Below are 21,365 nucleotides of genomic sequence, written 5' to 3'. Positions count from 1 at the left end.
GTGCGCAACGGCTCGCCGGCCGCATTGCGCGCGGCCGGTACGCGATGACATTCGACTGAGACCGGGCGGAGCGCCCGCATGCTGCACGAACACGGTGCAGGCATGACGTGCGCGCGAACGCGCGTGCATGGCCGGTGCGAGAGCGCTGCGGCATGCAGCAGCCATTCGTCAGTCCGGGCAGTTGCAGATAACGAGCTATCCTGCGCCGAAGCCGTGCCGCCGGCAACTGTCATTTCGCGATGCGTGGGCGACTGTGGTTTCTGTGTAAAAGATTGCAAGACCCCATCGCATAAACCGGCAAGTCTTTCTAGGATAGATACACCGCGCATGCACACGCCGGCCGGTAATTGCCGACGCGGGGGAGTCGCAGTCCGTGCAGGCCAGGCGGTGGATGGCGGTCAAGGCCGTTGCGCGTTTGGGCAGGCACGGCCGATTGCGATTGCCCGATGCGGGTTCGTCCGTAATCACGGAGGTCAGCATGTTGAACTGGATCAGCCGTTGGGCGATGCGACACGCCCCCACGCCGGAAAAAACCGCTGCGTCGATGCTCGTGACGGCGCGCATGGAACTGTTCACTGCGGAACAGCGCGTCATCGATGCGAAATTACAGGCGGATTACTGGCGTACACGTGTGTCATTCCTCGAAGAGGTGCAGAAGCAGGGCATCGATCCGTGGGTGACCTCGCAGGCTGCGCTACGACCCGAGCTCGATTCGACTCCCCGAAGCACGGGCCCGCGTCTCGCCGCCAGCACCTGATGCACCTGCTGCATCAGGTCGCTGCGCACGGCGCGCGATCGCTCGCGGCACGCAGTGGCGTGCCGCGTCATTCGATGCGCACCTGCGGCGGTTAGCGCCGCAGGTGCGTCTGTTTCCGGTCACGGCCGTTCCGCGTCTCGCGTGCATGACGGCGCGTCAATCATCCACTCCTTCTCCATACCCCGGCGAGCAAACGTTGCACTTGCGCGAGCATGCGTCTGAAGCGCTCGCCGCGCCGCACGTAGGCGGTCGTGATCGACGCTTCGGCCGATCGGTCGGCATCGGTGCCGAGCCAGATGCGGTCGCCGCGTGCGATGCGCAGCACGTCGCCGGGCTGCACCCAGTAGTCGTCGACGCTCGGCGGGCGCGTGATCCACAGCGCCGCGCCGTGTGCGCGGATCTCCGCATCTTGCGGCGCGCGCCAGGTCATCGTCGTGCGCGGCGCGACCGCGAAACGAATCACGACGGTCGGTAACGCGATCGTGCCGGCGCGGCGCCGGTCGGGACGGTCAAACAGCTGGCTTGCCTGGTCCATCGTCTTCTCCATTCAGTGAGCCGGACGGATGACGCGCACCAGAACAAAAAGGCCTCATCCGTTTCCGGCGAGGCCTTGTGTGACATGCGGTACTGCTCGATTGCTAACGCACAAGCGCCTCCCGTGATCCATTCTTTCGAATGTTCACCGGGCAATGATTCGCGATGGCGATGAGCTTGAACGTAGGCATGCGAACGAGTTTGTCGTGACAGCGCGGCGCTGTCAACGACATTTTCGAGAGGCGTGGCGGTTACGCGTCGCGTTGCGCGAGCCCGTTCACGAGCAATTCGGACAGCAGGCCCGTCATCCCGTCCGGATGCGTGGCCGCGCGCGCCTTCAACTGCTCGACGAGTTCGGCGTTGAGCTTGCATGCGAACGGCACGAGCCCTTGTTCCTGGTCGAGCTTGCGCTGCGCGCGGCGGTCGAGCTTTGCCGCGTCTTCGGCGCCCTTGCCGAAACGGGCGGCGCCCGATTGCTTCATCGCGTGCGTCAGCTTGAGCGCCTTGTTCTTTTCTAGATCGGTTTTCTTCATGGCCATCGCGGCACCTCCGGGAAATGAAGCCGCGATTGTACGCATTTCGGCGGGCGCCGCCCGCCGCGCCCGCCGGAAACCCGGTTACGCACCCTTCGTGGTGCCCCAGTTGCCGCCGTGCGCGGCCGCCTGCGCGGCCGGCGAGCGTGCGAGGTATTCGAGCGCCTGCTCGGTCGAGCCTTCGTGGTGCGGCGTATAGCCCGGCTTGAAATAACGCAGCGCCGCGCCGATCACCTTCCAGAACGACGGCAGGTGCCCGCGCCGCGAACCCTGCCACCACGCGAGCACGAAGCCCGGGTAGCGGCCGGCGTCCGGGTCGCGCCTGTACATGAACTTCGCGCCGGTCGTGATGTAGTAGAGCAGCAACAGGATCACGAACGCCATGTGCACGCAGCGTTCCGGATAGGTGCCGCCCAGGTGCCGGTAGATGTCGAACGCGACGGTGCGGTGCTCGACTTCCTCGGCGCCGTGCCAGCGCAGCAGGTCGACCATCGTCGGGTCTGCCTTGCCTTCGTCGAGCCCGTGCGCGTTGAGCACCCAGTTGCCGAGATAGCCGAAGAAATGCTCGAGCGACGCGATCACCGCGAGCTGCTGCCGCAGCCAGAAGCGCGTATGGCCGATCTTCAGCCCGAGCGGCTGTTCGCCGAGCACGCGCGTGAACAGCCGGTTGAGCTTCTGCGTGAACGGCTTCGTGTCGATCCCGTGCCGGTCGTAGTAGTGCTTGAGCACGCCGCCGTGCGAACGCGAGTGCACGGCTTCCTGCCGCAGGAAGCCTTCGGCCTCGTCGCGCAGGCGCGCGTCGGTGATCAGCGGTAGCGCCTTGTTGTACACGCGGCAGAACCACAGCTCGCCTTCCGGGAACAGCAGGTTCAGCGTGTTGATGATGTGGGTGCTGCCCGGATCGTTCGGCACCCAGGTGATCGGCGTGTCGCTGAAGTCGAACTTCACGTGCCGGGCCTTGATCTTGTGGTAGTCGGCGGGTTCGGTCATCTGTGTCTCCGTGTGCGGCGTCATGCGCCGTCAATGCGATGCCATGCTGACGCGGGCGATCATCCGGCCGAGCCACGGCATGAAGCGGCCGACGAAGCGCATCGCGTGCGCCTCGCCGCCGATCGCGACGACAGGGCGGTTGCGCAGCACGCCGTCGACCATCGCCTGCGCGACGGTTTCGGGTTTCAGGCCGCGCATCTGATACAGCTTCGTCGCGCGCTTGCGCAGCCGCGCCTCGTCCTGCGCGTTGGCGCCCGCGTATTGCGTCGACGCCATGATTCCGGTTTCCGCGAAACCGGGGCACACGGCCGTCACGCCGATGCCCTTTTCCGCGAGTTCCGCGCGCATGCATTCGCTGAGCATCAGCACGGCGGCCTTGGTCGTCGCATACGCGGGCAGGTCGCGCGACGGCCCGAACGCGGCGGCCGACGCGGTGTTGACGATGTGGCCGCCGGTGCCGCGCGCGGCCATCTGCTGCGCGAACAGCCGCGAGCCGTGGATCACGCCCCACAGGTTCACGTGCAGGATGCGCTCCCAGTGCCGCGTGCTCGTGTCGAGGATGCCGCCGGCCATGCCGATGCCCGCGTTGTTGATCACGACGTCCGCGCCGCCGAGTTCGCTGCCGACCCATGCCGCGAGCGCTTCCATCTCGTCGGCGGACCCGACGTCGACGCGTTTCGCATGTGCTCGCGCACCGGTCAGCCCGATCAGCAGCGCGGTGCGCTCGGCGCTCGCGACATCGATGTCGCAGGCGACGACCGTCGCGCCTTCGCGGGCGAACGCGAGGGCCGCGCAGCGGCCGATGCCGCTGCCCGCGCCGGTGACGACCGCGACCTTGCCGCTGAAGCGGCCGCTGGTTGCGCGGCGGCGCGCGTTCGCGAGCGCAGGCGGCTCGTTGCCCGATTCGACCGCGTCGATCAGTTGCCCGGCGAGATCCGCGAAGCGCGCGGGATCGGCGAGCGGCAGCCAGTGGCCGGCCGCGACCTCGCGGCGGTAGTACTGCGGCACCCAGCGCGACAGGTTCTCGGATAGCGCGGGGCTCACGTACTTGTCGCCGAGCGGCACGATCGTCTGCACGGGCGCATGCGCGTAGCGTTCGCGCGGCGCGAACAGGCAGCGGATGAAGTTCGCGCGATAGAGGCGCACGCCGCGCGCGCCGTCGTCGGCCTGCGTCGCGCGCGGCGCGACGGGCGTCTTCTCGAGCCGGCGCAGCAGGCGCGGCCATGCTCGGCCGAGCCACAGCCGCCAGCCGAGCTCGGGGATGAACGGCAGGTGGAACAGGTACACGTACCACGACCGCGCGAGCTGGCCGCCTAGCTTGGCCAATGACGCGGGCGTCGGGCGCAGCACGCGTTCGCGCAGCCAGAAGCCGACGTGGTCGAGGCACGGCCCCGAGCATGACGTGTACGACGCGATGCGGCCGGAAAGGCGCGGATCGGTGACGAATTCCCAGCCCTGGATCGAGCCCCAGTCGTGCGCGATCAGGTGTACCGCGCGGCCGGGGCAGAGCGCATCGATCACCGCGATGAAATCGTCGGTCAGCTTCGCGAGGTGATAGTCGGCCGTGCGCTTCGGCACGCCGGACAGGCCCGCGCCGCGCACGTCGTACGCGATCACGTAGTGCTTGCGCGCGAGCAGCGGCGCGACGTGCCGCCAGACGCTGCTGTCGTCGGGATAGCCGTGCACGAGCACGACCGGCGAACGGGCCGGGTCGCCCCAGGTCCTGACCGCGAGCGTCAGGTCGCCGGAGGCGACCGCCGTCTCGTGATGAACCGATTCGAACAGGGCCAGCGGTGCTTCGTCGGAAAGAGGCTGCATCGTGAGTCCGTCGTTCAGGGATTCGGGAGGGAAGGCGCGGGCGCGTCAGGCGGCGGCCGGCACGGTCGCGGCGGCCTGCGCGCGTTCGGCCTGGCGGCGCTGCCGGCGGCGCACGTGCGGCAGGTCGTCGTCGAGCCAGTACGCGTCGTCGTCGGTGATCACGAGCAGCTCTTCGAATTTGGCGCCGACGCCGGCGAAGCCGAGATGCGGCTCGACGGCCCACAGGCCCGGCACGGGCGCATGCTCGGAGCGGCGGTCGATCGACCACAACGGCGACCAGCCCTGCTGCTTCGCGGCGCGGCCCTGGTCGAGCAGCAGGTTGCGCGTCGCGTTCAGCCCGAAACGCGCGACGAAGCGCGGCTTCGACAGCTTGTGGATCTTCGCGACGCGATGCGCGAGCACCTTGAACGGATAGGCCTTGTGGCGCGGTTCGACGCCCTGGCGGCGGCACAGCGCGTCGACTTCCTGCGCGACCTCGGCCATCGGCCGGCGCGCCTTCACGAGCCGCACGATCATGTCGCGGTGGTCCATCAGGTCGTCCTGCAACTGCTCGAGGATCGGGTTCTCGCCGAGGCAGTGCGCGTAGCCGACGTCGGCCACGATGCCGTCGAGCACGGGCGCGACGTCGAGGATCACCGGCATGTCGGTTTCGAGCTGCCGGTTGCTCGGGAAGAACGCGAGATTGAAGCCGCCCATGTGCTTGAGGCCCGAGAAACCCTCGAACGCGGTGCGGTCGCCAAACCACGCGAACGGCTTGTGCAGCCAGTCGTGCACGCCGTTGTCCTGCAGCCATTCGGTCAGCAGCCGCGCGGCTTCCTTCTCGGTGATGCCGGGGTAGAGCATCGCGCCGACGGTTTCGACGCAGCGGTAGGCCAGTTGCTGGACCGCGCGGAATTGCGGCAGCTCGTCGAGGTGGACTTCCGGCAGCGGGTGGTGGTCGGCCATGATGCGTCTCCATATGTCGGCCAGAGCGGGCGCTTCAGCGCTTGTCGACCGGTGTTGGTGCTTCGGCACTGACTCCGGTCCCACGCAAAGCGCGCTCCGGTCCTGTGCAAAGCGGGGTGCTGATCCGGAATGCATCCGCCGGTGTTCCCGTCGCGAATTATTCAGCCAGCATTTAATGTGCCATTGTTCAATGTAACGATGATAGCCGGTTCGGCGTGGCGCGCCAGCCCCCGGGGGTGAGGATTTGTCCTAATGAAGGGCCGAAATGGAGGGGAGACTCTAGGTTTCCGAAGGTTGGGGCCGGATGGCCGCTGGCGCGCACGCGGACGGATCGGGGCGCCGGCCGGAGTTTGTCACGAGCGGCTGCGGCGCCGGCGCGGATGGCCGCGCGTGCTGCCGCCTTGGCGACGGCCCGGCATGTGACGGCCCGGCATGTCGCGCCGGATCAAGTCCCCGTCGCGTCGCGACGCGACGCTGTCAAATTGCCGCAATAATTTCGTCACATCATTCGCCCCCAGTTCGGAGCCGTCCCGGCTTCGCTGCGTCGATGAGCCGCCGGTGCGCCGCGCGGGATAGCGACCGAAACCGATTCGACACCCCACGGAGAGAGACCATGCAACGCCGCAAGTTCATGAATACCCTTGCCGCGGCGACCGCCGCGACGTCGCTGCTGCTCAAGGCCGGCACGGCCGACGCGAAGAGCGCCACCGCGCCGGATGCGCTGGACCCGGGCCGCTGGTCGCCGTTCAACGCCGCGCGCCTGCAGGCGGTGCTCGACCGGCATGGCGTCGCGAGCGCGCGCTACGACGAAAAGCGCCGCCCGTACGCGGTGTTCGACTGGGACAACACGTGCATCATGAACGACTGCGAAGAGGCGCTGCTGATGTACCAGATCAACCATCTGCAGTACAAGCTGACGCCGGACGAATTCGTCGACGTGATGTGGAAGGACGTGCCGAAGGGCGCGTTCGTGAAGGACTACACGACGATCGACGGCAAGCCGGTGACGATGGAAGACCTCGCCGCCGACGTCGAATCCGACTATCGCTGGCTCTACGCGAACTACCAGGGATTCGGCGGCAGCAAGAGCCTCGACGAGATTCGCGAGACCGATCAGTTCAAGGATTTCCGCGCGAAGCTGTACTTCATGTACGACGCGATCTGCGACACGCACCCGCTCGAGATCGGCTACAAGTGGATCATCTACTTCTACAAGAACATGACGACCGCCGAGTTGCAGGCGATGGCGGAAGCGTCGAACAACCACGGCATCGGCGACGCGCTGCGCAAGGTCCGCTACGAAAGCCCGAAGACGCTGCCGGGCAAGGCCGGCGTGGTGGCCGACACGCATTTCCACGGCATCCGCATTCATGAGGAAATCCGCGCGGTGATGCACACGCTGCGCGCGAACGGCATCGACGTGTACGTGAGCACGGCGTCGCTCGACGATGTCGTGCGCGTGTTCGCCGGCAATCCGAACTATGGCTACGGCGTGCCGCCCGGGAACGTGATCGGCCTGCGCCTCGATATGCGGGACGGCAAGTATGAAAGCCGCTACCCGGAAGGCTGGCACTTCAACTACGGCCCCGGCAAGACGGTCGGCATCCGCAACGTCCTCGAATCGAAGAAGGGCTATGGCCCGCTGCTGGTGTTCGGCGACAGCGACGGCGACGCGTGGATGCTGCGCGACTTCAAGGACACCGCGGCCGGCGTGATCGTCAACCGGATGAAGAAGGGCGAGATCGGTGCGGACAGCAAGCTCGCGGCCGAGCAGATCGGCAAGCCGGACGCGCGCTTCCTGCTGCAGGGCCGCGACGAGCACACGGGCCTGATGATCCCGGACGAGAAGTCGATCAAGTACGGCAAGACCGAGCGCAAGCTGCTGGCTTGACGTGCGCGGGGCGCCGGGTGCCGGGCCGTCGCGGCCCGGCGTCCGGCTGGATCGACGGCGGCGTTGCGCGGGCCTGGAAACGCGCGTCTCAGCGCGCGCGCGGCGGGCCCAAGCGGTCCAGCAGCGCCCCCAGCAGATCGATCGGCAGCGGAAACACGATCGTCGAGTTCTTGTCCGCCGCGATCGTCGTCAGCGTCTGCAGATAGCGCAGCTGCATCGCCTGCGGCTCCTGCGCGAGCCGCTGCGCGGCCTGCAGCAGCTTCTCGGACGCCTGCAATTCGCCTTCCGCATGAATCACCTTCGCGCGCCGCTCGCGCTCGGCCTCGGCCTGCCGCGCGATTGCACGGATCATCGTTTCGTTCAGGTCGACGTGCTTGATCTCGACCGTCGACACCTTGATCCCCCACGCATCGGTCTGCGCGTCGAGCGTCTTCTGGATGTCGGCGTTCAACTGCTCGCGCTCGGCCAGCAGCGCATCGAGCTCGTGCTTGCCCAGCACCGAGCGCAGCGTCGTCTGCGAGAGCTGGCTCGTCGCATCGAAGAAGCGCGCGACCTGGATCACGGCCTTCTCCGGATCGACGACGCGGAAATACACCACCGCATTCACCTTCACCGACACGTTGTCGCGCGTGATCACGTCTTGCGGCGGCACGTCGAACACGACGGTGCGCAGGTCGATCCGCACGACCTGCTGGACGATCGGGATGATCAGCACGAGCCCCGGGCCCTTCACTTTCCAGAACCGGCCGAGCATGAATACCACGCCGCGCTCGTACTCGCGGAAGATGCGGATCGACGACGCGACGAGCACCACGACGAAGACGATCAGGACGCTGCTGAAGCCGAAGGTGTAGCCCATCATGTTGGTTCTCCGTGGTGTTGTTGTTCGTGTGCCGGCACGTCGTACAGCGGTGCGACGGTGAGCAGCAATCCCTGGCGGCCGGTGACGCGCACGCGGCAGCCCGCGGCGAGCGGCACGCTGCTCGCGACGCGCCAGCGCTCGCCATGCACGCGCGCCCAGCCCGCGGCCGATGGCGCGGGGCCGGCCGCGCCGCGCGGCTGGTCGGTGCACAGGCCGTCGTCGAGCACTTCGCCGATGCTGCCGACCATCGCTTCGGCGCCCGTCACGACCGGCCGCCGTCGCGCGCGCAGCGCAACGCTCGACACGCCCGCGACGAGCAGCCCGCCGCCGAGCGCGAGGCTCGCGATCACGGGCCACGGAATCCCGTAGCCGGGGACTTCGGTATCGATCAGCATCAGCGCGCCGATCGTGAACGACACGATCCCGCCGAAACCGAGCACGCCGAAGGTCGGCAGGAACGCCTCCGCGACCAGGCAACCGAGACCGAGCAGCACGAGGCCGAGGCCCGCATAGCTGATCGGCAGCAACTGCATCGCGAACAGCCCGATCAGCAGGCAGATCGTGCCGGCGACGCCCGGCAGCACGAAGCCAGGGTTCGCGAATTCGAAGAAGAGGCCGTAGATGCCGATCGTCAGCAGGATCAGCGCGACATTCGGATCGGTGATGATCGACAGGAAGCGGCTGCGCCAGTCGGGTAGGACCACGACGAGCGGCGCATGCGCGGTTGCGAGCCGCAGCGTGCCGGCGGTGGTCGTCGCGCTGCGGCCGTCGAGCTGGCGCGCGAGGTCGGCCGGATCCTGTGCGATCAGGTCGACGACGTGCTGCGCGCGCGCCTCGGTCGCCGACAGGCTGACGGCTTCGCGCACCGCGCGCTCGGCCCATTCGGCATTGCGCCCGCGCAACTGCGCGAGGCCGCGGATGTAGGCGGCGGAGTCCTGCATCGCCTTGCGGATCTCGGTCGATTGCGTGTCGGTCGGCAGCGTGGCGGGTGACGTGCCGGAGGCTTCCGATGCACCCGACGTCCCGGCCGGCGGTGCTCGCGGCGCAGCGGGGTTGGTGCCCGGCGCCGGCGCGGCGCCGCCGATGCCGAACTGCACGGGCGATGCCGCGCCGAGATTGGTGCCGGGCGCCATCGCCGCGAAGTGGCTCGCATAGACGATGTAGGTGCCCGCGCTCGCGGCCCGCGCGCCGCCTGGCGCGACGAACGCGGCGACCGGCACCGGCGAGCCGAGGATGGCCTTGATGATCTGCCGCATCGACGTGTCGAGGCCGCCGGGCGTGTCGAGCTGCAGGATCGCGAGCGGCGCGTGGTCGCGTGCGGCGCGATCGAGCGAGCGAACGATGAAGTCGGCGCTGGCCGGCCCGATCGCACCGTTGATGGGGATCACGACGACCGGGCGCGCGGTGATGGGCGCGACGGGTGGCGCCGCGGCGACGGCCGCGCATACGACGAGCAGCGCCGCGAACAGCGCAGCGCGCGCGACCCGCGCGGACAGCGGGTGACGGGGGGGGGCGTCGGGTGCGGCAAGCGCCGGCGGCGGCTCGTGACGGTGAAAGCGCATCGGGGTGTCCGGGCGGCGCGCGGCCGCGCGCCGCCTGGCTCGCGGAAAGGGCGTTAGCCCGATGCTTAAAGATTAGGCGGTTTCCGCGGAAAGCGCGAAGGCGCGGCCGCGCCGGCCGGATTCAACCCGCGCTGCCGCCGCCGCGCGCGAGCACCTCGTCGCGATAGTCGGCCGGGCTGCGCCCGCTCCATTTGCGAAACGCACGATAGAACGCGCTCGGCTCCGCGAAGCCGGTCGCGGCCGCGACGTCGGCGATCGTGCGCGCGGGGTCGGCCAGCGCCTCGAACGCGAGATCGCGCCGCAGCGCATCCTTGATCGACTGGTACGCGTGGCCTTCCTGGTGCAGCTTGCGGCGCAGCGTGGCCTCGGCCACGTGCAGCCGCGCGGCCATCCCGCCCGCGCCCGGCCACGCGGCGGGCGGCATCCCGCGCAGCACCGCGCGCACCCGCTGCGCGAGCGCGTTCGGGTTGCGGTACTTGACGATGAAGCTCGCCGGCGCGTTGCGCAGGAACGTCTTCAGCGTCTTCGCGTTCTGCACGACCGGCAGCGTCGCGAATTCGGGATCGAAATCGACATACGAATCGGGTTCGTTGAAACGCATGTCGTCGCAGAACATCGACGGGTATTCGTGGTCGGCGGGCGGCGTGTCGCAGCGGAAGCTCGCATGCAGCAGCGGGATGCGCCGCCCGATCAGCCAGCAGGTCAGCCCGTAGACGATGATGAAATAGGTCGCGTACGTGAACATCGCGGGCGTCGCGCCGTTGTTGCGGTGCACGAAGCGCAGCCGCACGCGCTGCGGGTTCGCGTCGAGCTCCGCGTGCAGGTCGTCGAGCACGCAGTGCATGAAATTCACCGCGCGCGCCATCGCGTGCAGCCCGTCGCGCGCGGACAGCGCGGCCTGGCTCATCGCGATGAAGCTGCCGCTTCGCATCGGGTGGCGATCCTGCCCGAAAAACTCGTCGTCGAGCGCGCGTGCGATCGCGTTCCACAGCGCGCCGTATTGCTGCGCGGACACGCGTGCGCGCGGCTGCCCGAGCAGCGCGGGCGCGATGCCGGCCTGCGCGAGCAGCGGCTCGGCCGCGACGCCGCGGCGGGTGGCGAGCGCGACGCTGTAAGCGACGAGGCTGATCGCGACGGTTCCCTTGTCTTCCTGCTTCATCGTGCCGCCGGTGTGGCAAAAACGCTCAGTGTAAATGAGCGACGCGAGCATCGAACAGTCGCGCGCGCTTGCCTACACTTGTTGCATCGAAACGCAAGGACGGTCGCGCCCGGCGGCCGCGGGAGACAGCAGCACCATGGACGAGCTTTACACCGAAGACCAGCGAATGATCCGCGACGCCGCGCGCGCCTTTGCCACCGAGATGCTGGCGCCGAACGCCGCGCAGTGGGACCACGATGCGCAGTTGCCCGACGCCATCGTCGCGCAGCTCGGCGAACTCGGCCTGCTCGGGATGATCGTGCCGCAGGAGCTGGGCGGCTCGTATACGGACTACGTCGCGTATGCGCTGGCGATGGAGGAAATCGCCGCCGGCGACGCCGCGTGCGCGACGCTGATGAGCGTGCACAACTCGGTCGGCTGCGGGCCGATCCTCGGCTTCGGCACGCCGGCGCAGAAAGAGCGCTGGCTGGCCGACATGGCGTCCGGCCGCGTGATCGGCGCGTTCTGCCTGACCGAGCCGCAAGCCGGTTCCGAGGCGAACAACCTGCGCACGCGCGCGGAGCTGCGCGACGGTAAATGGGTGCTGAACGGCGCGAAACAGTTCGTGACCAACGGCCGGCGCGCCGGTGTCGCGATCGTTTTTGCCATGACCGACCCGGAAGCCGGCAAGCGCGGCATTTCCGCGTTCCTGGTGCCGACCGACACGCCGGGCTTCATCGTCGGCAAGCCGGAGAAGAAGATGGGCATCCGCGCATCGGATACGTGCCCGATCACGTTCGAGAATTGCGCGATTCCGGAAGAAAACCTGCTCGGCAATCGCGGCGAAGGGCTGAAGATCGCGCTGTCGAATCTCGAGGGCGGCCGGATCGGCATCGCCGCGCAGGCGCTCGGCATCGCGCGCGCCGCGTTCGACAAGGCGCGCCGTTATGCGGGCGAGCGCGTGCAGTTCGGCAAGCCGATCGCCGAGCATCAGGCGATCCAGCAGAAGCTCGCCGACATGGCCACGCAGATCAACGCCGCGCGCCTGCTCGTGCATCACGCGGCGAAGCTGCGCACTGCCGGGCTGCCGTGCCTGTCTGAAGCGTCGCAGGCGAAGCTGTTCGCATCCGAGATGGCCGAGCGCGTGTGCTCGGATGCGATCCAGATCCACGGCGGCTACGGCTACCTGGTCGATTACGAAGTGGAGCGTCACTACCGCGACGCGCGCATCACGCAGATTTACGAAGGCACCAGCGAAGTGCAGCGGATGGTGATCGCGCGGCAGCTTTGAGCTGCGGCGGTCGCGCCGACAGAAACATCACGCAGGGCACGAGGGCAGCGCGGTGAACGCGGCACGCAACGACGTGACCGTGCGTCGCGCAACAGGGAATCGGGCATGCGCTGCAGCGTGTGCGCCGGTTGACCGCGAGGCATGGAGACTGGAGGAAACGATGACGGTACAGGCATTCCTGGACGCACGCGACTTTCTGCTGCGCCATCGCACCGACTACGAAACCGCGTACCGCGATTTCGAGTGGCCGGTGCTCGATGCGTTCAACTGGGCGCTCGACTACTTCGACCCGATGGCGCGCGGCAACGACCGGCCCGCGCTGTGGATCGTCGACGCGGCGACCGGCACGGGCGATCCGTATTCGTTCGCGCAGATGTCCGAGCGTTCGTCGCGGATCGCGAACTGGCTGCGCTCGATCGGCGTCGTGCGCGGCGATCGCATCCTGCTGATGCTGCCGAACCGTGTCGAACTGTGGGACGCGATGCTCGCCGCGATGAAGCTCGGCGCGATCGTGCTGCCCGCCACCACGCAACTGTCGGCCGACGACGTGCGCGACCGCGTGCAGATCGGCGGCGCGAAATACGCGATCGTCGACGAGAACGAAACCGCGAAATTCGAACAGCCCGACCTCGGCCTCGCGCGGAAGATCGTCGCCGGCGCGCCGCGTGCGGGCTGGCTCGCGATGAACGACGGCTACGCGGCGAGCGCCGCGTTCGAGCCGGACGCCGTCACGCACGCGGGCGATCCGATGCTGCTGTATTTCACGTCGGGTACGACGTCGAAGCCGAAGCTCGTCGAGCATACGCACCGCACCTATCCGGTCGGCCATCTGTCGACGATGTACTGGGTCGGCCTGCAGCCGGGCGACATCCACTGGAACATCAGCTCGCCGGGCTGGGCGAAGCACGCGTGGAGCTGCTTCTTCGCGCCGTGGAACGCGCAGGCGTGCGTGTTCGCGTTCAACTACGCGCGCTTCGAGCCGAAGGTCGTGCTCGACGCGATCGTCAAATACCAGGTGACGACGCTGTGCGCGCCGCCGACCGTATGGCGCATGCTCGTGCAGCAGCCGCTCGCGTCGTTCGACGTGAAGCTGCGCGAGATCGTCGGCGCGGGCGAGCCGCTGAATCCCGAGATCATCGAGCGCGTGAAGAAGGCGTGGGGCATCACGATCCGCGACGGCTACGGCCAGACCGAGACGACCTGCCTGATCGGCAACTCGCCCGGCCAGCCGGTCGTCGCGGGCTCGATGGGCCGGCCGCTGCCCGGCTACCGGATCGCGTTGCTCGATCCGGACGGCGCGCCCGTGACCGAAGGCGAGGTCGCGCTGCCGATCGGCCCGGACGTCGCGCGCCCGGTCGGGCTGATGAACGGCTATGCGAACAACCCCGACGCGACCGCCTACGCGATGCGCGACGGCCATTACCGCACGTCGGACATCGCGATGCGCGGCGACGACGGTTATTACGTGTATATCGGCCGCGCGGACGACGTGTTCAAGTCGTCCGACTACCGGTTGAGCCCGTTCGAACTCGAGAGCGTGCTGATCGAGCATCCTGCGATCGCCGAGGCGGCCGTCGTGCCGAGCCCCGACCCCGTGCGGCTGTCGGTGCCGAAGACCTTTATCACACTGCGGCAGGGCTACGAGGAAAGCCCCGCGCTCGCGCTGGAGATCTTCCGTTTCTCGCGCGACAAGCTCGCGCCGTACAAGCGCATTCGCCGCCTGCAGTTCGCGGAGCTGCCGAAGACGATCTCGGGGAAGATCCGCCGCGTCGAGCTGCGCCGCCGCGAGATCGAGCGCGGCGACGACGCGGCCGCGCGGATGCCCGGCGAATACTGGGAAGAAGATTTCGCCGCTGAACTGAAATGAAATGACCGACCGCGGGCCGCGCGCGCCGCATTCCGCGGCCGCCGCCCGCAGCCGAATTGAACCGGCCGCGCGGCGGGATTGCGCTTTGCGGCCCTCTGCAAGGAGAAACGATCGATGAACGCGAATCCGACGCCCCAGAAGGGGCAAGACGTGCCGACGGTCAAGCTGCTGATCGACGGCGCCTTCGTCGAGTCCGCCACGAACGAGTGGCGCGACATCGTCAACCCGGCCACTCAGCAGGTGCTCGCGCGCGTGCCGTTCGCGACCGTCGCGGAAGTCGACGCGGCCGTGCAGGCCGCGCACGCCGCGTATGCGACGTGGAAGAACACGCCGATCGCCACGCGCATGCGCATCATGCTGAAGTTCCAGGATCTCGTGCGCACGAACCAGCAGCGCATCGCGAAGACGCTGACGGCCGAGCAGGGCAAGACGATTCCCGATGCCGAAGGCGACATCTTCCGCGGCCTCGAAGTGGTCGAGCATGCCTGCTCGATCGGTTCGCTGCAGCTCGGCGAATTCGCGGAGAACGTCGCGGGCGGCGTCGACACCTACACGCTGCGCCAGCCGCTCGGCGTGTGCGCGGGCATCACGCCGTTCAACTTCCCCGCGATGATTCCGCTGTGGATGTTCCCGATGGCGATCGTGTGCGGCAACACGTTCGTGCTGAAGCCGTCCGAGCAGGACCCGATGTCGACGATGGAGCTCGTCCAGCTCGCGCTCGAGGCCGGCGTACCGAAAGGTGTACTGAACGTCGTGCACGGCGGCAAGGAAGTCGTCGACGCGATCTGCACGCATCCGCTCGTGAAAGCGATCTCGTTCGTCGGCTCGACCACGGTCGGCACGCACGTGTACAAGCTCGGCAGCGCGCACGGCAAGCGCGTGCAGTCGATGATGGGCGCGAAGAACCACGCGGTGGTGTTGCCCGATGCGAACCGCGAGCAGACGATCAACGCGCTCGTCGGCGCCGGCTTCGGCGCGGCGGGGCAGCGCTGCATGGCGACGTCGGTCGCGGTGCTCGTCGGCCAGGCGCGCGACTGGCTGCCCGATCTCGTCGCAAAGGCGAAGCTTCTGAAGGTGAATGCGGGCGCGGAAGCCGGCACCGACGTCGGCCCGGTCGTGTCGAAGGCCGCGAAGGAGCGCATCCTGTCGCTGATCGAAGAAGGCGTGAACGAAGGCGCGAAGCTCGAGCTCGACGGCCGCGACGTGAAGGTGGCCGGCTACGAAAGCGGCAACTTCATCGGCCCGACGATCTTCTCGGGCGTGAATACCGACATGTCGATCTACACGCATGAAATCTTCGGCCCGGTGCTCGTCGTGCTCGAAGCCGATACGCTCGACGACGCGATCGCGCTCGTCAACGCGAACCCGTTCGGCAACGGCGTCGGGCTGTTCACGCAAAGCGGCGCGGCCGCGCGCAAGTTCCAGAGCGAGATCGACATCGGCCAGGTCGGCATCAACATCCCGATTCCGGTGCCGGTGCCGTTCTTCAGCTTCACCGGTTCGCGCGGCTCGAAGCTCGGCGACCTCGGCCCGTACGGCAAGCAGGTCGTGCAGTTCTACACGCAGACGAAGACGGTCACCGCGCGCTGGTTCGACGACGACACGACGGCCGGCCCTGTGAATACGACGATTCGGCTGCATTGAGCGGCGGAGGACACGACCATGAAAATCGGATTTATCGGCCTGGGCCACATGGGTGCGCCGATGGCGCTGAACCTGTTGAAGGCCGGCCATGAAGTGCACGCGTTCGACCTGAGCGCCGATGCATTGCGCGCGCTGCAGGATGCAGGCGCGCAGGTTGCCGCGTCGCCGCGCGACGCCGCGTCGGGCGCGACGTTCGTGATCACGATGCTGCCGGCCGCGCCGCACGTGCGCTCGGTGCTCTCCGGCGAGAACGGCGTGCTGGCCGGCCTCGACGCGGGCGCGACCGTGATCGATTCGAGCACGATCGACCCGGCGAGCGCGCAGGCATTCGGCGCGCTGGTGCGCGAGCACGGCGGCGCGTTCGTCGATGCGCCGGTATCGGGCGGCACCGGCGGCGCGGCGGCCGGCACGCTGACCTTCATGGTCGGCGGCAGCGATGCCGATTTCGAGCGCGTGAAACCCGTGCTCGCCGGCATGGGCAAGAACATCGTCCACTGCGGCGCGACGGGCATGGGGCAGGTCGCGAAGGTCTGCAACAACCTCGTGCTCGGCATCTCGATGGCGGCCGTGTCGGAAGCGATGTCGCTCGGCGTCGCGCTCGGCATCGACCCGAAGGTGCTGGCCGGCATCGTCAACACGTCGACCGGCCGCTGCTGGAGCTCGGACACGTACAACCCGTACCCGGGCGTGATCGACACCGCGCCGTCGTCGCGCGGCTACTCGGGCGGCTTCGGCACCGACCTGATGCTGAAGGATCTCGGCCTCGCGAACGACGCGGCGAAGCAGGCGCGCCAGCCCGTCTATCTCGGCGCGCTCGCGCAGCAGCTGTACCAGACGATGAGCAGCCGCGGCGACGGGCAGCTCGATTTCTCGGCGGTGATCCGCCTGTATCAACCGGCAACGAAGAAGGACGCGTGATGATCGAACTGGACTACGTCGACGACGGCGCGATCGCGTGCGCGACGCTCAAGCGTCCGCCCGCGAACGCCTTTACCGCCGACGGGCTGCAGCAACTGCAGGAAACCGTCGCCGAACTGAATGCGAACCCGCGCGTGCGCGCGCTGGTGATCACGGGCGACGGCCCGAAGTTCTTCAGCGCGGGCGCCGACCTCAACACGTTCGCCGACGGCGACCGCGCCATCGCGCGCGCGATGGCGTCGCGCTTCGGCGCGGCGTTCGAGGCGCTGCACGATGCGCGCGTCGTGACGATCGCGGCGATCAACGGTTACGCGATGGGTGGCGGCCTCGAATGCGCGCTCGCGTGCGACCTGCGGATCGCCGAGACGCATGCGCAGATGGCGCTGCCCGAGCCGTCGGTCGGCCTGCTGCCGTGCGGGCTCGGCACGCAGACGCTGCCCTGGCTCGTCGGCGAGGGCTGGGCGAAGAAGATCATCCTGACCGGCGCGCGCGTCGACGCGGCGACGGCGCTCAGGATCGGCCTCGTCGAAGACGTGGTCGAGAGCGGGGCCGCACGCGACGCGGCGCTGGCGCTCGCGCGCAACGTCGCGCGGCAGAGCCCGCACGCGGTTGCATACAGCAAGGAGCTGATCGGCCTCGCGCGCCGTGGCGTGCCGCGCAGCGCGGCGCTCGCGGTCGAGCGAGAACGCTTCGTCGACCTGTTCGACACGAACGATCCGCGCGAAGGCGTGGCCGCGTTTCTCGGCAAGCGCGCGCCGCAATGGAATACCGACGGAGAGCAGCAACGATGAGCACACCGGTCACCCATCACGACGCGTTCGCGGAGGCCGCGCCCGAGGTGCTGTTCCGCGTGGTGAACCGCGTGGCGCTGATCACGCTGAACCGTCCGGCCGCGCTCAACGCGCTGTCGTACGCGATGATCGGCGAGCTGGCCGCGCTCTTCGAGCGCTGCCGTCACGACGACCAGATCGTCGCGATCGTGCTGCGCGGCGCGGGCGAGAAGGGCTTCTGCGCGGGCGGCGACGTGCGCGCGCTGTACCGGATGGTCGCGCAGCGCGACACCTGGCTGCCGTTCTTCGTCGACGAATACCGGCTCGACCATGCGATCCACACGTTCCCGAAGCCGGTGGTCGCGCTGATGGACGGCGTGACGATGGGCGGCGGCATGGGCCTCGCGCAAGGCGCGGCGCTGCGCGTCGCGACCGAGCGCAGCAAGATCGCGATGCCGGAAACGCGCATCGGCCTCGTGCCCGACGTCGGCGCGACGCATTTTCTGTCGCGCATGCCGGTCGAACTCGAGCTGTACGTGGGGCTGACCGGCGCGATGCTGTCGGGCGCCGACGCGCTGACCGCGAAGCTCGCGGACCTGTGCGTGCCGTCCGCGTGGCTCGACACGTTCGAGACGCGCATCGAAAGCGTCAAGTGGGACGGCGACGTGCTGCCGGCGCTGCGCAAGGTGTTCGAACCGCCGTGCAACGTCGTGCCGCATGCGGCGCTCGACAGCCAGATGCCGTGGATCGTTCGTCACTTCGACAAGCGTTCGACCGTCGAGCGGATCGTCGCGACGCTGACGCACGAGCTCGCACGCGACGAGCTGACGCGCGAGCACCGTCAATGGCTGCAGGCGACGCTCGATGCGCTCGCCGGCCATTCGCCGACGATGCTGCAGGTGACGCGCGAGGCGCTGCTGCGCGGCCGGCAGATGACGCTTGCCGAATCGTTCCGGATGGAGCTCGGCATCGTCGCGCGCGCGATCGAGGACGGCGATTTCTGCGAAGGCGTGCGCGCGCATCTCGTCGACAAGGATCGCAAGCCGCGCTGGGCGCCCGCATCGCTCGTCGAGGTGCGTGCCGAACGCGTGCGGCATTTCCTGACGTCGCCGTGGAAGCTGTTCGCGCATCCGCTCGCCGATCTCGGCGCCGCGTGACGGCCCGACGCGCCGTGCGGCGCGTCGGTGTCATTTCATTTCGTTGAACTCATCGCGGCGCTCGATCATCGGCGGAATCGCCTGCACGAGCGCGTCGATCACGCAGCGGGTCTTGCGCGGCAGGTAGTGTGTCTTCGGCCAGATCGCGTGAATGTCGCCTTCGCACACGAAGCAGCGGTCGAGCACGACCGCCATTTCGCCGCGCTGCACGTAGTAATCCAGCAGCCAGCTCGGCAGCCACGCGATCCCGAACCCCGACGCACCGGCCGCCGCGATCGCCTGCACGTCGTCGAAACTCAACTGGTGCTGCATGTCGACGCGCATCGTCGAGCCGTCCGGCGCGCGCAGGTCCCACGGCTGCGGCACGCCCGAGCGTGAATACGCGATGGTCCGGTGGTGCTTCAGATCGTCGAGCGACTTCGGCATCCCGTAGCGCGCGAGATACGACGGCGCCGCGCCGAGGCTGCCGTATTGCGTGCCGAGCCGGCGCACCGCGAGGCTCGTGCTGTCCGCGAGCGTGCCGATCCGCACCGCGAGATCGATGCCTTCCTCGACGAGATCGACGAAACGATCGGTGATCGACACGTCGATCCGCAGATGCGGATAGGTGCGCGCGAGGTCGAGCACGATCGGCGTCACGCAGTGATGCCCGAACGCGAGCGGCACGCTCAGCCGCAGCTTGCCGCGCGCCTCGTTGCGGCCGCAGTCGAGATCGGCTTCCGCCGCTTCCAGTTCCGCGAGCGCGCGCACGCAGCGGTCGTAGTACGCCTGGCCATCGTCGGTCAGGCTCTGGCTGCGCGTCGTGCGCTGCAACAGCCGCGCGCCGAGCCGCTTCTCGAGCCGCGCGACCGCCTTGCCGACGGCCGAGCGCGTCATGTCGAGCCGCTCCGCGGCGAGCGCGAAACTGCCCGATTCCACCACCTGGACGAAGGTCGTCACGCCGTCGAGTCTGTCGGTCATGGCTGGTTGTGCTGATTGAGTCCTGCAATTCCCCAGTTTGGAGAAAAGCGTGCGTCAATGGGGAGGGAAATTCTCACTATAGTACCGATTCCCGTTCAGCGTGCGTCGCCGGCCGCGCGCGGCGAACCCTTCTCACCTGGAGGCGCGCGGCCTGTTGCCGGGCCGCGGCGCAATACGCATGACGCTATCCGACTCCCGCAGGAATGCGGTCGCGCTCGCGGCCGTCTGTCTCACGTCGCTGATGTTCGGCCTCGAAATCTCGAGCGTGCCGGTGATCCTGCCGACGCTCGAACACGTGCTGCGTGGCGATTTCAACGGCATGCAGTGGATCATGAACGCGTACACGATCGCGTGTACGACGGTGCTGATGGCGGCCGGCACGCTCGCGGACCGGTTCGGCCGCAAGCGCGTGTACGTGATCGGCACCGTGCTGTTCGGCGCGACGTCGCTGCTGTGCGGGCTTGCGCCGAACGTGCCGGTGCTCGTCGCGGGCCGGCTGCTGCAGGGCGCCAGCGGCGGCGCGATGCTGATCTGCCAGATCGCCGTGCTGTCGCATCAGTTCCGCGAGGGCCGCGAGCGCGGCCGTGCGTTCGGGATCTGGGGGATCGTGTTTGGCATCGGGCTCGGCTTCGGGCCGATCGTCGGCGGCGCGATCGTCGCGCTGGCGAGCTGGCCGTGGGTGTTCCTCGTCCATGCGCCGCTCGCGGCCGTCGCGCTCGTGTTGATCGGCGGCGCGGTGCGGGAGTCGCGCGATCCGCATGCGGGCACGCTCGACGTCGCGGGCATCGTCACGCTGTCGCTCGCGGTGCTTGGCCTCGCGTTCTACATCACGCAGAGCGCGGAGCTCGGGCTGACGAGTGCGGCCGGCCTCGGCGTGCTCGGCGCGACCGTGCTGGCGCTCGCGGGCTTCTTCGTCGCGGAACGCGCCAGCGCGCGGCCGATGTTCGATTTCTCGGTGTTCCGGATCCGCGCGTTCACCGGCGCGATCTTCGGCTCGATGGGGATGAACTTCAGCTTCTGGCCGTTCATGATCTACCTGCCGATCTGGTTCCAGGTCGCGCTCGGCTACGACAGCGTGACGGCCGGCGTCGCATTGCTTGCGTACACGCTGCCGACGCTGGTCGCGCCGCCGTTCGGCGAACGGCTCGCGCTGCGCTACGGGCCGGGCGTCGTGATTCCGGGCGGCCTGTTCACGATCGCGGCCGGTTTCGTGCTGATGTGGCTCGGCAGCGCGGCCGACCATGCGAGCTGGCTCACGATGTTGCCCGGCTGCGTGATCGCCGGCATCGGGCTCGGGCTCACTAACACGCCGGTCACCAACACGACGACGGGCGCGGTGCCGAGTTCGCGGGCCGGGATGGCGTCGGGCATCGACATGAGCGCGCGGATGATCTCGCTCGCGCTGAACATCGCGGCGATGGGCTTCGTGCTGGTCGCTGGGATCGTCGCGAGCCTGAAGGGCGGCGCTTCGGGCGCGATCGGCGATGCGGCGCTGCGCCGGCTCGCGCAGGAGATCGCGTCGGGCCGCACCGACGGGCTGCAGCAGATCGCACCGGCGCTCGCGCAGGCCGACTCGAGCGGCGCGGCGCTGCACGCGGCGCTCGTGCACGGGTTCGGCTGGGTGATGGTGTACGGCGCGGCGGGCGTGGCCGTGCTCGCGACCGCGAGCGCGGTGGCGTTCGCGCCGGCGCGGCGCAGGGCGCCCGTGTGCGAGTGACACGGCCGGCC

18 protein-coding genes are annotated in these 21,365 nt (G+C 68.5%); 9 read left to right on the top strand and 9 right to left on the bottom strand.

Annotated elements, in window-relative coordinates; genetic code table 11:
* Window positions 1–478: 478 nt before the first annotated feature.
* Window positions 479–757: a hypothetical protein gene (locus OEJ37_RS10500; RefSeq protein ID WP_072441829.1), complete on the top strand. Its 279-nt coding sequence runs from the start codon at window positions 479–481 to the stop codon at window positions 755–757.
* 160 nt (window positions 758–917) lie between these two features.
* On the opposite strand, the gene OEJ37_RS10495 is transcribed toward OEJ37_RS10500, so the two are convergent.
* From OEJ37_RS10495 to OEJ37_RS10475, 5 genes are all read right to left on the bottom strand, one after another.
* Entirely contained in the window at window positions 918–1,292 is a 375-nt protein-coding gene (locus OEJ37_RS10495) for a DUF2917 domain-containing protein (protein ID WP_263344218.1), read from the bottom strand.
* Between the two features lie 250 nt (window positions 1,293–1,542).
* Window positions 1,543–1,830: a hypothetical protein gene (locus OEJ37_RS10490; protein ID WP_174417490.1), complete on the bottom strand. Its 288-nt coding sequence runs from the start codon at window positions 1,828–1,830 to the stop codon at window positions 1,543–1,545.
* 78 nt (window positions 1,831–1,908) lie between these two features.
* The gene (locus OEJ37_RS10485) at window positions 1,909–2,814 is read right to left on the bottom strand and encodes a metal-dependent hydrolase (RefSeq protein ID WP_174417489.1); all 906 of its coding nucleotides are present in this window, start codon (window positions 2,812–2,814) and stop codon (window positions 1,909–1,911) included.
* Between the two features lie 30 nt (window positions 2,815–2,844).
* Complete coding sequence (locus OEJ37_RS10480) at window positions 2,845–4,632, bottom strand: SDR family oxidoreductase (RefSeq protein ID WP_263344217.1); 1,788 nt, start codon at window positions 4,630–4,632, stop codon at window positions 2,845–2,847.
* A 45-nt stretch (window positions 4,633–4,677) separates the two neighbouring features.
* Complete coding sequence (locus OEJ37_RS10475) at window positions 4,678–5,577, bottom strand: M24 family metallopeptidase (protein WP_174417487.1); 900 nt, start codon at window positions 5,575–5,577, stop codon at window positions 4,678–4,680.
* Between the two features lie 613 nt (window positions 5,578–6,190).
* On the opposite strand from OEJ37_RS10475, the gene OEJ37_RS10470 reads away from it, so the two are divergent.
* Window positions 6,191–7,468 (top strand): HAD family hydrolase, encoded by a 1,278-nt coding sequence (locus tag OEJ37_RS10470; protein ID WP_175944206.1) that lies wholly within the window; start codon window positions 6,191–6,193, stop codon window positions 7,466–7,468.
* Between the two features lie 88 nt (window positions 7,469–7,556).
* Here the strand turns inward: OEJ37_RS10470 and OEJ37_RS10465 are convergent, their stop codons facing one another.
* From OEJ37_RS10465 to OEJ37_RS10455, 3 genes are all read right to left on the bottom strand, one after another.
* Window positions 7,557–8,330 (bottom strand): slipin family protein, encoded by a 774-nt coding sequence (locus OEJ37_RS10465; protein ID WP_175918417.1) that lies wholly within the window; start codon window positions 8,328–8,330, stop codon window positions 7,557–7,559.
* A complete protein-coding gene (locus OEJ37_RS10460) occupies window positions 8,327–9,892 on the bottom strand; it encodes an NfeD family protein (protein WP_263344216.1) in 1,566 nt (521 codons plus the stop codon). The genes OEJ37_RS10465 and OEJ37_RS10460 overlap by 4 nt, the downstream gene beginning before the upstream one ends.
* A 121-nt stretch (window positions 9,893–10,013) precedes the next feature.
* Complete coding sequence (locus OEJ37_RS10455) at window positions 10,014–11,051, bottom strand: AraC family transcriptional regulator (RefSeq protein ID WP_244136903.1); 1,038 nt, start codon at window positions 11,049–11,051, stop codon at window positions 10,014–10,016.
* Between the two features lie 136 nt (window positions 11,052–11,187).
* Between OEJ37_RS10455 and OEJ37_RS10450 the strand changes: the two genes are divergently transcribed.
* The 6 genes from OEJ37_RS10450 to OEJ37_RS10425 all read left to right on the top strand — a co-directional run bounded on the left by OEJ37_RS10450 (window position 11,188) and on the right by OEJ37_RS10425 (window position 18,677).
* Window positions 11,188–12,321 (top strand): acyl-CoA dehydrogenase family protein, encoded by a 1,134-nt coding sequence (locus OEJ37_RS10450; RefSeq protein ID WP_174417482.1) that lies wholly within the window; start codon window positions 11,188–11,190, stop codon window positions 12,319–12,321.
* Window positions 12,322–12,481: 160 nt separating this feature from the next.
* Complete coding sequence (locus tag OEJ37_RS10445; RefSeq protein ID WP_263344215.1) at window positions 12,482–14,188, top strand: AMP-binding protein; 1,707 nt, start codon at window positions 12,482–12,484, stop codon at window positions 14,186–14,188.
* Between the two features lie 114 nt (window positions 14,189–14,302).
* Window positions 14,303–15,832, top strand: a complete 1,530-nt coding sequence (locus OEJ37_RS10440; protein WP_263344214.1) for a CoA-acylating methylmalonate-semialdehyde dehydrogenase — start codon at window positions 14,303–14,305, stop codon at window positions 15,830–15,832.
* A gap of 18 nt (window positions 15,833–15,850) precedes the next feature.
* Window positions 15,851–16,750, top strand: coding sequence for a 3-hydroxyisobutyrate dehydrogenase (mmsB, locus tag OEJ37_RS10435; RefSeq protein ID WP_096473716.1), 900 nt, complete (start codon window positions 15,851–15,853; stop codon window positions 16,748–16,750).
* The gene (locus OEJ37_RS10430; RefSeq protein WP_263344389.1) at window positions 16,750–17,541 is read left to right on the top strand and encodes an enoyl-CoA hydratase; all 792 of its coding nucleotides are present in this window, start codon (window positions 16,750–16,752) and stop codon (window positions 17,539–17,541) included. The genes mmsB and OEJ37_RS10430 overlap by 1 nt, the downstream gene beginning before the upstream one ends.
* Window positions 17,538–18,677, top strand: coding sequence for an enoyl-CoA hydratase/isomerase family protein (locus OEJ37_RS10425; protein ID WP_174417479.1), 1,140 nt, complete (start codon window positions 17,538–17,540; stop codon window positions 18,675–18,677). The genes OEJ37_RS10430 and OEJ37_RS10425 overlap by 4 nt, the downstream gene beginning before the upstream one ends.
* A 30-nt stretch (window positions 18,678–18,707) precedes the next feature.
* Here the strand turns inward: OEJ37_RS10425 and OEJ37_RS10420 are convergent, their stop codons facing one another.
* A complete protein-coding gene (locus tag OEJ37_RS10420) occupies window positions 18,708–19,637 on the bottom strand; it encodes a LysR family transcriptional regulator (protein ID WP_263344213.1) in 930 nt (309 codons plus the stop codon).
* 178 nt (window positions 19,638–19,815) lie between these two features.
* Here OEJ37_RS10420 and OEJ37_RS10415 point away from each other — a divergent pair, with 178 nt between their 5' ends.
* A complete protein-coding gene (locus OEJ37_RS10415) occupies window positions 19,816–21,354 on the top strand; it encodes an MFS transporter (RefSeq protein WP_263344212.1) in 1,539 nt (512 codons plus the stop codon).
* The last annotated feature ends 11 nt before the right edge of the window (window positions 21,355–21,365 follow it).

This window comes from Burkholderia sp. BKH01 (assembly GCF_025685725.1).
Lineage (GTDB): Bacteria > Pseudomonadota > Gammaproteobacteria > Burkholderiales > Burkholderiaceae > Burkholderia > Burkholderia pyrrocinia_C.
This window is presented reverse-complemented; position numbering and strand designations above follow the sequence as displayed.